General features: G+C 62.7%; 14 protein-coding genes. 12 read left to right on the top strand and 2 right to left on the bottom strand.

The window, feature by feature from the left end; genetic code table 11:
• The first annotated feature begins 35 nt into the window (after window positions 1-35).
• The 9 genes from ACELLULO517_RS11710 (at window position 36) to ACELLULO517_RS11750 (ending at window position 8,679) form a co-directional block, all read left to right on the top strand.
• Window positions 36-431 carry an MAPEG family protein gene (locus ACELLULO517_RS11710; RefSeq protein ID WP_227307544.1) on the top strand — a complete coding sequence of 132 codons (396 nt, stop codon included), beginning with the start codon at window positions 36-38 and terminating at the stop codon, window positions 429-431.
• A 283-nt stretch (window positions 432-714) separates the two neighbouring features.
• A complete protein-coding gene (locus tag ACELLULO517_RS11715; RefSeq protein ID WP_227307545.1) occupies window positions 715-2,046 on the top strand; it encodes a DEAD/DEAH box helicase in 1,332 nt (443 codons plus the stop codon).
• Window positions 2,047-2,229: 183 nt separating this feature from the next.
• Window positions 2,230-3,189 carry a homoserine kinase gene (locus ACELLULO517_RS11720; protein WP_227307546.1) on the top strand — a complete coding sequence of 320 codons (960 nt, stop codon included), beginning with the start codon at window positions 2,230-2,232 and terminating at the stop codon, window positions 3,187-3,189.
• Entirely contained in the window at window positions 3,179-3,673 is a 495-nt protein-coding gene (gene rnhA, locus ACELLULO517_RS11725) for a ribonuclease HI (RefSeq protein ID WP_227307547.1), read from the top strand. Before ACELLULO517_RS11720 ends, rnhA begins: the two co-directional genes overlap by 11 nt.
• A 261-nt stretch (window positions 3,674-3,934) precedes the next feature.
• Entirely contained in the window at window positions 3,935-5,443 is a 1,509-nt protein-coding gene (locus ACELLULO517_RS11730) for an ABC-F family ATP-binding cassette domain-containing protein (protein WP_227307548.1), read from the top strand.
• Window positions 5,444-5,595: 152 nt separating this feature from the next.
• Window positions 5,596-6,393, top strand: coding sequence for a glycosyltransferase family 2 protein (locus ACELLULO517_RS11735; RefSeq protein WP_227307549.1), 798 nt, complete (start codon window positions 5,596-5,598; stop codon window positions 6,391-6,393).
• Window positions 6,394-6,556: 163 nt separating this feature from the next.
• Complete coding sequence (locus ACELLULO517_RS11740) at window positions 6,557-7,108, top strand: 2,4'-dihydroxyacetophenone dioxygenase family protein (RefSeq protein WP_227307550.1); 552 nt, start codon at window positions 6,557-6,559, stop codon at window positions 7,106-7,108.
• A gap of 37 nt (window positions 7,109-7,145) precedes the next feature.
• Entirely contained in the window at window positions 7,146-7,865 is a 720-nt protein-coding gene (locus ACELLULO517_RS11745; RefSeq protein WP_227307551.1) for an SDR family NAD(P)-dependent oxidoreductase, read from the top strand.
• A 10-nt stretch (window positions 7,866-7,875) separates the two neighbouring features.
• Window positions 7,876-8,679, top strand: a complete 804-nt coding sequence (locus ACELLULO517_RS11750; RefSeq protein WP_227307552.1) for an IclR family transcriptional regulator — start codon at window positions 7,876-7,878, stop codon at window positions 8,677-8,679.
• 18 nt (window positions 8,680-8,697) lie between these two features.
• Here the strand turns inward: ACELLULO517_RS11750 and ACELLULO517_RS11755 are convergent, their stop codons facing one another.
• The gene (locus ACELLULO517_RS11755) at window positions 8,698-9,444 is read right to left on the bottom strand and encodes a GntR family transcriptional regulator (RefSeq protein ID WP_227307553.1); all 747 of its coding nucleotides are present in this window, start codon (window positions 9,442-9,444) and stop codon (window positions 8,698-8,700) included.
• Between the two features lie 282 nt (window positions 9,445-9,726).
• Between ACELLULO517_RS11755 and ACELLULO517_RS11760 the strand changes: the two genes are divergently transcribed.
• The 3 genes from ACELLULO517_RS11760 (at window position 9,727) to ACELLULO517_RS11770 (ending at window position 12,286) form a co-directional block, all read left to right on the top strand.
• Window positions 9,727-10,650, top strand: coding sequence for an NAD-dependent epimerase/dehydratase family protein (locus tag ACELLULO517_RS11760; protein ID WP_227307554.1), 924 nt, complete (start codon window positions 9,727-9,729; stop codon window positions 10,648-10,650).
• 46 nt (window positions 10,651-10,696) lie between these two features.
• Window positions 10,697-11,791 (top strand): lactonase family protein, encoded by a 1,095-nt coding sequence (locus ACELLULO517_RS11765; protein ID WP_227307555.1) that lies wholly within the window; start codon window positions 10,697-10,699, stop codon window positions 11,789-11,791.
• 168 nt (window positions 11,792-11,959) lie between these two features.
• Window positions 11,960-12,286: a hypothetical protein gene (locus ACELLULO517_RS11770; protein ID WP_227307556.1), complete on the top strand. Its 327-nt coding sequence runs from the start codon at window positions 11,960-11,962 to the stop codon at window positions 12,284-12,286.
• 365 nt (window positions 12,287-12,651) lie between these two features.
• Here the strand turns inward: ACELLULO517_RS11770 and ACELLULO517_RS11775 are convergent, their stop codons facing one another.
• A complete protein-coding gene (locus tag ACELLULO517_RS11775) occupies window positions 12,652-13,077 on the bottom strand; it encodes an OsmC family protein (protein WP_406566259.1) in 426 nt (141 codons plus the stop codon).
• Window positions 13,078-13,220: the final 143 nt, after the last annotated feature.

A 13,220-nucleotide genomic window follows, 5' to 3' on the forward strand; every position in this document is an offset into this window, starting at 1 on the left:
ACGCCGCTCTCACGCCCGAGCATAGGAATCCAGGCATGACGATTGAGATGTCCCTGCTGCTTTGGTCCGTCGTCATCGGCCTGTTGCAATGTCTGGCAACCGGCTTTGCCGTGACGCTGACGCGCGGTGTCGCATTCGGCGGCAGTGCGCGCGACGACCAGAAACCCATCCAGGGCATCGGCGGGCGCGTCATCCGCGCTTTCAACAATTTCAGGGAAACATTTCCCTTTTTTGCGGCCCTGGTGCTGGCCGGTGCGGTTCTGCATCGCCATTCGGCGCTAACCGTCATCGGCGCCAATCTGTATTTCTGGAGCCGCGTCATCTACTGGCCGCTTTATGTCACCGGCGTGCCGATGATCCGCTCGCTCATCTGGCTTGGCTCTCTGCTCGGCCTTATTCTTCTCCTCATCGGCGTTGCCGGCATCGTCTAATCGGCCGCGCATAGCCGATGAGAAGCTAAGCTCTGACGGCATCCCTTCCCTGCTACGGCAGTTTGTCGTTGATATTTGTGCTGCGCTGCGGTAGCAGCCAGCCATGATTGTTCGTGAGATGCGCGAACGGTGATCCAGCTGTTTCTGCAGCCCTCTTACACTGGGCGCATCCGGGTCATCCTTTTCTGAGCAATCCTCTTCAAACCTGTTCCACTCCGCGTCGCGCGGGGAGCTTGAACACGAACCGCCTGGACAAGACCTCCAGGGCGGCGTGGAGACTATTGTGACCGACACTCCTAAGACGACGAACGACACTTTCGTGGGCCTCGGCCTTAACGAACAGATCCTGGCCGCGCTCGCGAGCCAGAATTTCTCGGCGCCGACGCCTATTCAGGCCCGCGCCATTCCCCAGCTGCTGGCCGGCCGCGATCTGCTCGGCCTCGCCCAGACCGGCACCGGCAAGACGGGCGCCTTCGCGCTCCCCGTCATCCAGCATCTGCTGGCCGATCCGCGCCGCGTCCGCCCCTTCTGCACCCGCGCGCTGATCCTGGCGCCGACGCGTGAACTGGCGTTGCAGATCAATGAGAGCATCAAGAAGTTCTCCCACGGCACCGGCATCCGCACCGTGGTCATTCTCGGCGGCGTCGGCCGTTCGCCGCAGGTGGAGCGCATGCGCCGGGGCACCGATATCGTCATCGGCACGCCGGGCCGCCTGCTCGACCTGATGAACACGCAGGAACTGCTGCTCGAACAGGTCAGCCATTTCGTCCTCGACGAAGGCGATCAGATGCTCGACCTCGGCTTCATCAAGGACATCCGCACGATCCTGTCGCGCCTGCCGCAGAAGCGCCAGTCCATGCTCTTCTCCGCCACCATGCCGAAGGAAATCGGCCAGCTGGCAAGCAGCCTGCTGCGCGATCCGGTGACGGTCCAGGTAAAGGCCGAGACGGCGACGCCCGACAAGATCGATCAGCATGTCTATTTCACCGATGCCCCGGCCAAGAAGCGCCTGCTGGTGACGCTGCTGCGTGACCCCGAGCTCGCCCGCGTCATCGTCTTCACGCGCACCAAGCGCGGTGCGGATAAGGTCGCCGAGCACCTCGCGGCCTCCGGCATCAACGCCGATGCCATCCACGGCAACAAAAGCCAGAACGCCCGCACGCGCATTCTGGACCGCTTCAAGGGCGGCGAGTCCCGCGTGCTGGTCGCGACCGATCTGGCCGCCCGCGGCATCCATGTCACCGGCATCACCCATGTCGTGAACTTCGAACTGCCGAACGAGCCGGAAAGCTATGTCCACCGCATCGGCCGCACCGCGCGTGCCGGCGCCTCGGGCATTGCCTTCGCCTTCTGCGATCCCAGCGAGCGCGGTTTCCTGAAGGACATTCAGCGCCTGACCGGCGTCATCATGAAGGTCGCAGCGCCCATGGCGGCGAACGACCAGTCCGGCGTGCCGGATGTGATCGAGGTCGAGGTGCCGCGCGCGCCGCGTGCGCCCCGCGCTTACAATCCCGGCCACAACCCGGCCAATCCGGGTGCGGCACAGGATCGTCCGAAGCGCCGTGGCAAGCGGTCCGGCTCCGGCCGTCGTCCGCGCCAGAACAAGGCTGCCTGATCTAAAAACCTAGCCTAAACTAAACGCGTCGCCCGCGGCTTCATGCCGCGGGTCTACCGCCTCCGCAGGCAAAGCGCCCGTTTGGCCGGCGCCCCAATGCCGTCTGAGCATTCCGGAACGTTTGCCTCTGGCCTTGGACGGCGGAGATCCCTAGGAAAAGGCGTCTTTCCTGGGTGAGTGTGCATGGCCGTCTATACCGAAGTCACCGATGACGCGCTGCGCGCCTTCCTCGCCGCCTATGATATCGGGGAGGTCGTGGCCTTTCGCGGCATCGCCGAAGGCGTGGAGAACAGCAATTACATGCTGCGCACCACGACCGGCGACTTCATCCTGACCCTTTATGAGAAGCGCGTGAACCCGGACGATCTGCCCTGGTTCCTCGGCCTGATGCAGCATCTGTCGACCCAGGGCGTGAATTGCCCGCTTCCCGTAGTGGCGCGGGACGGCTCGGCCCTGCGGCTGCTCGCTGACCGCCACGCTGCCGTCACCACCTTCCTGCCCGGCGTCTGGCCGCGCCGCGTCCAGCAGGCGCATTGCGCGCCGCTCGGCCAGGCGCTCGCCCAACTCCATGCCGCCGGCGCCAGCTACGCGCCCGAGCGGATCAATGCGCTCGGCCCCGCCGGTTGGCGCCCGCTGCTGGAGCGTAGCCTCAGCCGCGCCGATGACGTCACACCCGGTCTCGGCGCGGAACTGACGGCGACCTTGGACCATCTGCTCGCGGCCTGGCCGCGCGACCTGCCGCGCGGGCAGATCCATGCCGATCTGTTCCCCGACAACGTCTTTTTTCTCGACGGGCAGATTTCGGGCCTCATCGATTTCTATTTCGCCGCGACCGATATCCTCGCCTATGACCTCGCCATCTGCCTCAACGCCTGGTGTTTCGAGATCGACGGCGCCTTCAACGTGACGAAGGGCAGGGCGCTGATCGCCGCCTATCAAGCGGTTCGCCCACTCACGGAGGCTGAGATCGAGGCCCTGCCGGTTCTGGCGCAGGGCTCGGCGCTGCGCTTCCTGCTCACCCGCCTGTATGACTGGCTCCATGTCCCGGAAGGCGCCCTGGTGACACCGAAGGACCCGGTCGAATATCTGCGCAAGCTGCGCTTCCATAGCCATGCCAAAGGGATCTCCGCCTATGTCGGATAACAGGGGGTCGGACGAGACGGAGACGGAAGCCCCGAAGCCGCGCCAGGTCGTCGAGATCTGGACCGATGGCGGCTGCAAGCCCAATCCCGGCCCGGGCGGCTGGGCCGCCATCCTGCGCTTCGGCGGGGCCGAGAAAGAATTATCGGGCGGGGACCGCACCACCACCAATAACCGGATGGAATTGACGGCGGCGGCCGAAGCGCTGGAAGCTTTGACCCGGCCCTGCACGATCGTCCTCAACACCGACAGCGAATATCTGCGCAATGGCATCACCCGCTGGCATGCCGGCTGGGTGCGCAAGAACTGGCGCAACGCGGCGGGCGACCCGGTCGCCAATATGGACCTCTGGCGCCGCATTCTGGATGCCGCCAAGCGGCATGAGATCGACTGGCGTTGGGTGCGCGGCCACGCCGGGGATGTCATGAACGAACGCGCCGATGTGCTGGCAACCCGCGCGCGGGAGGATATGCTCGCGGGCAGTTAATCTTGCGCCCGCTGCGATCCGTCCGCTATAAAAACGACGTTATGAATTCCAGCCAAAGGGAGGGTCGCGTGATGCAGTTCTATCATTACCATAAGCGCGGTCCCGTTTTCGCCCTGCAGATGCGTTTGCAGGGCTGATCAGGCGAGCCGCTCCGAAGTAGGCCTATACTTCCGCGTCCTCATCGTCTGTCAGCTCATTCCCTTGAGCCTTCGTCCCTTCGCGCGGATCGCGCATCCGCCGGGGACCGAGAAAGACGATAGAATGTCCCTGATCACCCTCGATGCCATCGGCATCACGCTCGGCTTGCCGATCTTCTCCAATCTCAGCCTGACGCTGCACAAAGGCGACCGCCTGGGCCTTGTCGCCGGCAACGGCCAGGGCAAATCGACGCTTCTGCAATTGCTGGCCGACAAGCGGCAGCCTTCCAGCGGCACCTGCCATTACGCGCGCAGTCTGGGCCTCGCCCTCATGCCGCAGACGCCCGACAGCGATTGGCTGGCGCGAAGCGTCGAAGATGTCGTGATCGGAAACCTGCCGGCGGAAACGCGGGAATGGGACTCCTGGCGCGCTGCGGTGGCGTTGGAGGATATCGGCGTGCCGCCCGCCTTCTGGCAGCTGCCTTTGGGTCAGCTCAGCGGGGGCTGGCAGCGCATGGTTTTGCTCGCCCGCACCTGGGTGGGTGACCCCGACATCCTATTGCTGGATGAGCCGACCAATCATCTCGATTTCGAGCGGATCAGCCAGTTGCAGGCTTGGATCCTGCGCCTGCCGAAAGACAAGGCCCTGATCATCGCCAGCCATGACCGCGCTTTTCTGGATAGCGTCAGCAACCGTACGCTCTTCTTGCGCGCCGATGCGTCCCTGGATTTCGCGCAAAACTATACCGCCGCGCGCGCCAGTTTGGACAATAGGGACGAGGCGACAGCCCGGCGTTTCGAGACGGATCTCCGGCAGGCGGCGCAACTCCGCCGACAGGCCGCCAAGCTGCGCAATATCGGCATCAATTCCGGCTCCGACCTGCTGACGGTCAAAACAAAACAATTGAAGGACCGTGCGGAGCGGATCGAAGCGGCCGCGCGTCCTGCGCATCAGGCAGCGCGATCCGGGCTGATCCGCCTCAGCGACAGCGAAGCACGGGTGAAATTCCTGCTCGCTTTCGACAATGCCGTCATCAGCGCGCCGGACGGACGGCGCCTGTTCCGGACAGGGAAGTTATGGATCGCGCCCGGTGACCGCATCGTGCTGCTGGGGCCGAACGGCGCCGGCAAATCCTGCCTCCTGACGCGGATAACGGCGGCGATCAGGGGAGAGGCCGTGCCGGGCATCACCTGTGCCGCCTCTGTCATTCCCGGCATCTGCGACCAGACGCTCAGTCATCTCCGCGCGGATGAGGTGCTGCATCATGCCATCCGCGACCGTTTCCTGATGGGCGATCAACCCATCCGCGCGCTGCTCGCCGGGGCCGGCTTTCCCTTGGACAAGCAGGGACAGACCTTGGCTCAACTATCGGGCGGACAGCGCGCCCGGCTTGCCATGCTCATCCTGCGCCTGGAACAGCCGAACCTTTTCCTGCTCGACGAACCGACCAATCATCTCGACATCGCAGGTCAGGAGGCGCTGGAAGCGGAGCTGACCAAGGCCGAGGCCGCCTGCCTCATGGTCTCTCACGATCGGCACTTCATCGCGCAGGTCGCCAATCGCTTTCTATTGATCCGGGACGGAAGGCTGGACGAAATTGAAAAGCCTGCCACTGTCTCAGGCGAGGTCTGACCTTGGTCCTTGCGGAACGATTGTATTCACGGTCCGGCCGCATATTATGCCAAACTCGTTAAGACCAATTGACGAGATGACGGTTACTGATTTCCACTCGACTCTCCCTGGCCTGCTGCGGCCTTGTACAAGCGCCCCGGAATCTTTTCGCCATGTCTCAGACAATTGGTATTGGTGTCGTCACCTATAATCGCCAGGCGGTTCTGTTCGATACGCTGAAGGCCATCGCGCAGCATACCGGGACCCTGGCGCATCTCATCGTCGCAGATGATGGATCAATGGACGACACCCGCGACGCTTTGCAGCACCACCGGATTCCCTTCGTCACCGGTGAAACTCGCGGCATGGCCTGGAACAAGAACCGTGCGCTTTTCTGGCTGGCCCATGTCAAGAAATGCGATCACATCATCATTCTCGAAGACAATACCGGACCGCAGGACGATGGCTGGGAAAAGCTTTGGATCGACGGCGCGCGTCGATACGGCCATGTGAACCTTGCCGGCCATTGGTTCGAGCATAGTTTCATCAGCGGATCGGGCAGCGCAGAAGACCCTATCCTCAGCCTTGATGTCTCCGGCCAGTGCAGCGCCTTCTCGCGCGAAGCGATCCTGTTCGGCGGTCTTCTGGACACAAGGTTCAAAGGCTTCGGTTTCGAACATGTGGAGCACACGATCCGCCTTATCCGGCTCGGATATGGCGGACGTCATGATTATGTCGAGGGGGAACTTCGGACCCTGTACTATCTCTTGAAGACGAGGATGACGCATGCCCCCACAGCAAGTTTCAACGATCCCGACATCATCCGGTATAACCAGACACTTTGCCATGACCTGTTAAGGGACATGTCATTTCGATCCGGCATGCAAAACGAAGACGAGATAAAGACCCTTCGCGCAGAAATGGGCTTCACCACGGGTCGGGACGAGCAGACGCCATCTCTGGACCGCTGAACCATCCAGGCTAGGCCGCCACCGACCTTGACCGCCAGATCCTCCCAAGGGCTTGCGTCCTGTCAGATTGACAAAAAAGGGTCGTCCATCGACAATCCATAATGCGGACAAAAAGTCCATAATATGGACAATCGATTTACGAGACGACCTGGGAGACCCCGTCATGGACGCTGCGACCGACCCCCGCGCGGAAACGCTCGACGCCGAGACCTTGCGGCGCATGCCCTATCAAAAGCCGCAGCCCATGGAGATGATTCCGGATCTTGTCGTCGCCCCCGCCATCCCGACCGATGAGCGGCTTTGGGTGCCGCAGGCCGAAAACGTCTGGTTCCGCCCGCTCTGCCTCAACCGCTCGGCCGGCTATTGGATGAACCTGCTGCGCGTGCGCAAATCCGGCGTCTTGAGCCGCCATCGCCACCCCGGCCCGGTCCATGCCTTCGTGCTCAAGGGCAGCTGGCGCTATCTGGAACATGATTGGATCGCGAGCGAAGGCTCCTACGCCTTCGAGCCGCCGGGCGAGACGCATACGCTGGTCGTCGATGAAGGCGTCACCGAGATGATCACCTATTTCCAGGTCAATGGCTGCATGTATTACGTCGATCCCTGGGGCAAGAATGTCGGCTATGAAGACGTCTTCACCAAGATAGACATGTGCCGCGCGCATTTCGACAAGGTCGGCCTCGGCGCCGATTACGTCGATCAGTTCATTCGCTGACCTTGGCTTGAGCGCATTGAACAAGGACGGGGCTGCGATGACTTTTCTTCCTGACCTGCTCAAGGGCAAGACCGCCATCGTCACGGGTGCCACCTCGGGCATCGGTGCCGGCATCGCCGGCCATCTCGCTTCTCTCGGCGCGACAGTCTACGCGGCTGGATTGGGTGAGATGCAGGCCGATATCGCGCCGCATGTCACGGCCTATGCGCTGGATGTGACGGATGCCGCCGCTGTCGAGGCTTTTGTCGATAAAGTACCGGATATCGACATCCTCATCAATTGCGCTGGCATCATCAAACGCGGCGATGAGCATCGGCCGGAAGTCTTCGAACAGGTTCTGAACGTCAATCTGTTCGGCACCATGCGGCTTTGCGCTGCCGCGCGGCCCAAACTCGGCCAGCGGCAAGGGTGTATCGTCAACACGGCTTCCATGCTCAGCTTCTTCGGCGGCGGCCTGGTGCCGGGCTATGCCGCCAGCAAGGGCGGCGTCGCGCAGCTGACCAAGTCGCTCGCCATCGCCTATGCGCCGGAAGGCATTCGCGTCAATGCCGTCGCACCGGGCTGGATCGCAACACCCTTGACCCAGGCGCTGCAGGATGACCCGGCACGCGCGAAACCCATTCTGGATCGCACGCCGCTCGGCCGCTGGGGAAGACCGCAGGATGTGGCAGAGGCCGTCACCTTCCTGTGCAGCCCGGCGGCCGCCTTCATCACCGGTGTCATCCTGCCCGTTGACGGCGGCTATCTCGTCGCTTAGCGGCAAAGCCATGACCGCCATCCCTGACCCCGCAAAACTATCCCCGGACGTGCCCGGCACAGCCGTCATCGCCAAAACGATGCGGCTGCTGCAAGCGGTGGCCGACGCCAAAGGTCCGGCAAAACTCGGAGATCTTTGCCGGCTGACCGGCTTTCCCCGCCCGACCGTTCATCGGCTCCTCGCGGTTCTGGCGGCCGAGGGCATGATCGTCGCGGACAATGCGTCCGGCGCCTTCACCCTTGGCCCGCGGCTCATCAGCCTCGCCTTCCTGGCCTGGGACGGATCGGACCTGCGCCGTATCGCGCAACCCTTCCTGGTCGCGTTGCGCGACAGCACGGATGAGACGGTTCATCTCGCGGTGCCGAGCGGCGCGGAGATGGTCTATATCGACAAGCTCGAAAGCCGGCACGTCGTGCGCATGGCCTCCCGCATCGGCACGCGCGTTTCGCTGCATTCCAGTTCCGTCGGCAAGGCGTTTCTGGCAAGCCTGCCGGTGGCGGCGTTGGAAAAGCTGCTGCAAGGCCCACAGCCTCTTGCCTATACCCCGCATACAAAAACCGCCTGGCCGGATATCGGCGCCGAGATTTCGGCGACAAGATCGCGCGGCTATGCGCTCGACCTTCAGGAGAATGAGCTGGATATATGCTGCTTCGGCGCGGCGATTACCGGCGCCGATGGAAAGGCGGCGGGCTGTATCAGCGTCAGCATGCCGCGTTATCGCTTCGAGGCCGGACAGGACCATACGATTCTGGAAGCGCTCAAAGACTGCGTGGCGAGGATTGCCCTTGCTTTGGCGGCCATGCCGCCCGGCTGACCAAGCTCGCTGATCAAGCTAGATGACGCTCTCTGGCCGCCGACGTCGCGCAGGCTTGGGCAAGGCGGCCACCGGCCCAGCCCTCACCGGCCTCACTCCATCGGCCCGCCCAATATCGGCGACACCGGCTTCATAGGTCGTTTCGCTGCGCCCGATATGCAGATCCAAAATCGCGAGCGCCGCAGCAAGGTCCCCCGCCGCGACGGCGGCCGCCATCTGCCCGTGCTCGGCAAAGGACTTGTCGGTATGGCACGGCTTCGCGGACAGATGCGTGCGAAGGGCCGCAATCTTGCCCGCATTCAGCGCATAGGCCTCGGCGATATAGCTATTGCCACAGAGATCAAAGATCGCCTTGTGATAGGCGGAATCGAGATCGAGGTAACGGCGTTCCTCGCCCGCAGCGCGCGCCTGTTCCATCTCCGCCACGCAGTCCCGCAAAGTGCTGGCCAGCAGAACAGGGTCGCGCGCGAAAGCGAGGCAGAAGGACGTACTCTCCAAAGTGCGCCGGAATTCGCAAAGCTGCCGAACGCCCGCTGAGGACAAGGTGAATACGAAGGCGCCGCGCTGCGGCACGATCCGTACCAGGCCTTCCAGGCGTAGCTGCGCCAAAGCTTCCCGGACCGGCGATTTGGAAACGCCAAAGCGCTCCGCCAGGACCCGCTCAGACAGCAGCTCACCCAGACGAAACTGACCGGAGACGATGTCATAGCGCAGATGATCGAGCACGACATCTGCCAGCGAGCTTGGCCGCTTGATTGGGGTCATGAGGGTCTCAAGCAAAGAATGATCGCCCATCCTAGCAAGGCAATTGCGTCGCGTCACGCCGCACGGCATCGCGAGAAGCGCCGACCTCCCCTATTTAGTTGATATGGCATCTTACGTTTCCTTGAGCGGGTGGCAGCCTTACCCCTTGCCAAGTGGGGGTCTGCCCCTAAACTCAATACGGGCTTGGACCGAAGTCGGGCAGAAGACCCGCAGACCAGTCCGACGGGAAACAGTCGAGGACCCTCCAACGGCGCCAGCCGGATCGGAGGCGGAGGAATGCGCATGAACGGTCAAAGCCAATTCGCCAAGCCAGGCTCGGTCATGGTGACAGGGGCCGGCGGCAATCTGGGTGGCAAGGCCGTCGAAGCTCTGGGCGCTGCGCCCTGGTGCAAGCGCATTATCGGCACCGTCTTCGGTGACGAGGCGCCGCAATTCTCCCCCGCCGCCCAGGCGAAACTGACCTTGATCCGCGCTGATCTCAGCCGGTTCGACCCGGCCTGGGATGATGCCATGGCGGGGGTCGAGGGTCTGCTGCATTGCGCCGCCGCCAATCCCGTGCCGGAAGCGACCTGGGAAGAAGCCGCCATCTCCTTCGACATGATCCAGGCGCTGGGCCTCGCAGCGCTGCGCCACGGCGTAAAACGGATGGTTTTTCTATCCTCCAACCATGTCATGGGCGGATATAAGGACCCTCCGCTTGCTGACCGGATTGGTCCCGGCCTGCTCACCACCACCTTGCCGCCCGCACCGGGCACGCATTGGAGCAATGGGCATGAGATGGTCGATTCCACCGGCTATGCGGCCTCCAAATTGATGGGGGAGCGCTGTATGGCGCTCCTGGCCGCGGACTCCGCTGGCCGGCTCACCACCGTCACCATCCGGATCGGCTGGGTGCTGCGTGGTGACAACAAGGCGCGGGACGTCAACTTCTCCGGCACGCCCGGCGGTGTGGCGGCCGAGGGAGAGATGGATGCGGCGAGCACCACCGCGCTGCGCTGGTTCCGCGCCATGTGGCTATCCAACCGGGATTTCACGCAGCTCATCGAAAAAAGCCTGACGGCGGATCCTGCCGCCTGGCCGGGTCCCGCCATTCTTGTGAACGGCAATTCGCGCAACCAGAACAAGGGTTGGAGCGTAGAGGAAGCGGAGCGCTGGCTCGGCTTCGACCCAAAGGATGATCTCTACGCCGAGCTTGAGAAAAGCTAGAAGCCTGTCCCCGTCCAAGACGCAAAACTGTTGCTGGGAGAAAATGATGAGCCAGGATGACGCCGACATGCTTCTGGTGGTCGGGACCTATACCTCCACCTTGCCGCATGTGGTGGGCAAAGGGCTGGGCATCCATCTGCTCGGCTTCGACAGCCGGACAGGCAGCATCAGCGATGGTCCGGTTTTCCGCGGCGTCGACAACCCCACCTGGCTGACCATTTCAAAAGACGGCCAGCGGCTCTACAGCGTGCGGGAAGTCGCTGAGGAGGATGATTCCGCGATCGACTGTTTCGCCCTCGACATCGAAAAGCGCAGCCTGACCAGGCTCGCCTCGGCGCCGAGCTATGGCAGCTGGCCTTGCCATGTCAGTCTGGACGAAGCGGAGCGGCGGCTTTTCGTCTCCAATTACTTCACGGGCCGGTTTGCCACTATTCGGCTGGATGCTGACCGTCTGCCGACATCGGATGTCACGCTGATCCAGCATGAGGGTGGCAGCGTGAACCCTGAGCGGCAGGAGGGGCCGCATCTGCATCAGGCCTTGCCGACGCCGGACGGACAGCATGTCATCGTCTGCGATGCCGGGCTCGATCGTCTCATGCGCTATCGGCTGACGGATGACGGGATCGAAAAGACCGCCAATCTGTCCATCGCGGCCGATCCCGGCAGCTTTCCGCGCCATCTCGCCTTCACGCCCGATGGTGCGGGGTTTCTCGTCATCCATGAACTGTCGAATACCGTCGCCTCCTACCGCATGGCCGGCGACCGGATCGAGCCGATGGGCGGTCTCTCGATCCTGCCCACGGATTGGGACGGCGACAGTAGCGCGGCTGCACTCCATATTCACCCCAGCGGCCGGTTCGCCTTCGCCTCCAATCGCGGCCATGATTCGATCTGCTGCATTGATCTGCGCGACGGGCTCGGCCGGTTGAGCGTGCTCGGCTGGGTCAGCGCTTGCGGCGAAGCGCCGCGCGATTTCGCGATCGACCCCACAGGCCGTTTCCTGATCGTCGCCACCCAGAACAGCGATAATCTTGCGGTCTATGACATAGACATCGAAACCGGCGACCTCTCGCTGAGATCGGCACAATATGCGATCGGCACACCGGTCTGCCTGAGCTTCGTCAACCTGCCCGTTCAATGAAATTGCAAAGCAGAATTGCCCTTGGATCACGTTAGATGGTCAAGGGAAGTTGAGGCGTCCTGTTTTGACGTCAACGATAATTGAGCAGTAATCGCCTGGGCTTGTCCCAAGTCTTGATAGAGCCCAACCGCACCGACGCGGCCGGGCAAATCCAGATTGGGATAAACCATGCGCAATATCGCTTATATCGCTCTTTCCTCGGCGCTTCTGCTGTCGCCGCTAGCCGCCACCGGCGCATTGGCACAAAGTGCCACGCCAGGGTCCAATGCGCCGGCAACTGTTGGCGTTCCCGCCGGTAGCCAGTCGGCGAAGCCAAGCGGGACGATGATGATGAGCGGGCCGTCCAGCACCATGACGCCGCCCTCGGGGCAGAACGACAATGTCCGGAAAGTGAGCCCCGATTCCATGTCGGCACAGACGGCCAATCCGCCGGGTGCTCAGCCCGGCACGGGTACCGGCATGGGCAAGACCAGCGGCACCGCCGCTGGCAATTAGAGTCCGTCAGGTTTAGTTGGAAACGCCAAAAAATCTGTCGTGCGCGGGCCTGGCCGGCCGCACCCCGACCCGCGCATCTACCCGACGAAGCAAGCAATCGGCCGGCTGGGCGCCGCGGCGGGTAGGTCCGGGGCGCGCAGTCCGCGCAACAAGTGCGCGGATGACAAATTATCTATTAAAACCTGACAGACTCTAGAGCAGATCCCGGTCAGATGGACTCATCTGGCCGGGTGAAGATGCTCGCAAAAACAATAATCTAAAGCGGCATCTGTGAGCGTAAGCGAACAGGAAACGCTCTAGTCTTTCGCGCCAAGCATAAAACGAGACGGGGCCGGTTCGTCCCCGTCTCGTTTTATCTTGAAAACTCAGTCGACCAGCTGGGCGTCCAGCGTAATCTCAGCCTTCAGCAGTTTCGAAACCGGGCAGCCGGCCTTTGCCATATTGGTCAGTTCCGTGAACTTCTCCGCTGTCGCACCGGGAACCGTCGCACGCAGGGTCAGATGCACGGCGGTGATGGAAAATCCGTCGCCGTCCTTGTCGAGCGTGACCTCGGCTGTGGTTTCCATATGGGTCGCCTTCAGCTGCGCGTCGCCCAGAATAAGCGACAGCGCCATGGTGAAGCAGCCGGAATGGGCCGCCCCGATCAGCTCTTCCGGATTGGTGCCGGGCTTGCCTTCGAAGCGGCTTGCGAAGCCGTAAGGATAGGCGGTGAGGGCACCGCTTTTGGTTGAGATCGCGCCTTTGCCGTCCTTGATGCCGCCTTCCCAAACAGCCGAACCAGTCGTTTTCATGCCATCCATCCTTCTCGTTATGACGATCCCGCGCAGAGCCAGGGGCCAAGCGGGATTGTGTGGAGGTAGACTGACCTGCCTGCTCTACAAGACAGCGCGCTTTGGCGATCTGGCCTCGGACTGCCCTGGTGCGGTCGGGGTGA

Origin of the sequence: Acidisoma cellulosilyticum, assembly GCF_020621385.1 — a bacterium.
Classification (GTDB): Bacteria; Pseudomonadota; Alphaproteobacteria; order Acetobacterales; family Acetobacteraceae; genus Acidisoma; species Acidisoma cellulosilyticum.

What these genes read in the sequence shown, in the direction of transcription:
- ACELLULO517_RS11730 (WP_227307548.1), top strand. Translation starts at nt 3,935, where the DNA reads ATGTCCCTGATCACCCTCGATGCCATCGGCATCACGCTCGGCTTGCCG.
- ACELLULO517_RS11755 (WP_227307553.1), bottom strand. Translation starts at nt 9,444, where the DNA reads ATGACCCCAATCAAGCGGCCAAGCTCGCTGGCAGATGTCGTGCTCGAT.
- ACELLULO517_RS11745 (WP_227307551.1), top strand. Translation starts at nt 7,146, where the DNA reads ATGACTTTTCTTCCTGACCTGCTCAAGGGCAAGACCGCCATCGTCACG.
- ACELLULO517_RS11740 (WP_227307550.1), top strand. Translation starts at nt 6,557, where the DNA reads ATGGACGCTGCGACCGACCCCCGCGCGGAAACGCTCGACGCCGAGACC.
- ACELLULO517_RS11775 (WP_406566259.1), bottom strand. Translation starts at nt 13,077, where the DNA reads ATGAAAACGACTGGTTCGGCTGTTTGGGAAGGCGGCATCAAGGACGGC.
- ACELLULO517_RS11760 (WP_227307554.1), top strand. Translation starts at nt 9,727, where the DNA reads ATGAACGGTCAAAGCCAATTCGCCAAGCCAGGCTCGGTCATGGTGACA.
- ACELLULO517_RS11770 (WP_227307556.1), top strand. Translation starts at nt 11,960, where the DNA reads ATGCGCAATATCGCTTATATCGCTCTTTCCTCGGCGCTTCTGCTGTCG.
- rnhA (WP_227307547.1), top strand. Translation starts at nt 3,179, where the DNA reads ATGTCGGATAACAGGGGGTCGGACGAGACGGAGACGGAAGCCCCGAAG.
- ACELLULO517_RS11735 (WP_227307549.1), top strand. Translation starts at nt 5,596, where the DNA reads ATGTCTCAGACAATTGGTATTGGTGTCGTCACCTATAATCGCCAGGCG.
- ACELLULO517_RS11710 (WP_227307544.1), top strand. Translation starts at nt 36, where the DNA reads ATGACGATTGAGATGTCCCTGCTGCTTTGGTCCGTCGTCATCGGCCTG.
- ACELLULO517_RS11720 (WP_227307546.1), top strand. Translation starts at nt 2,230, where the DNA reads ATGGCCGTCTATACCGAAGTCACCGATGACGCGCTGCGCGCCTTCCTC.
- ACELLULO517_RS11750 (WP_227307552.1), top strand. Translation starts at nt 7,876, where the DNA reads ATGACCGCCATCCCTGACCCCGCAAAACTATCCCCGGACGTGCCCGGC.
- ACELLULO517_RS11765 (WP_227307555.1), top strand. Translation starts at nt 10,697, where the DNA reads ATGAGCCAGGATGACGCCGACATGCTTCTGGTGGTCGGGACCTATACC.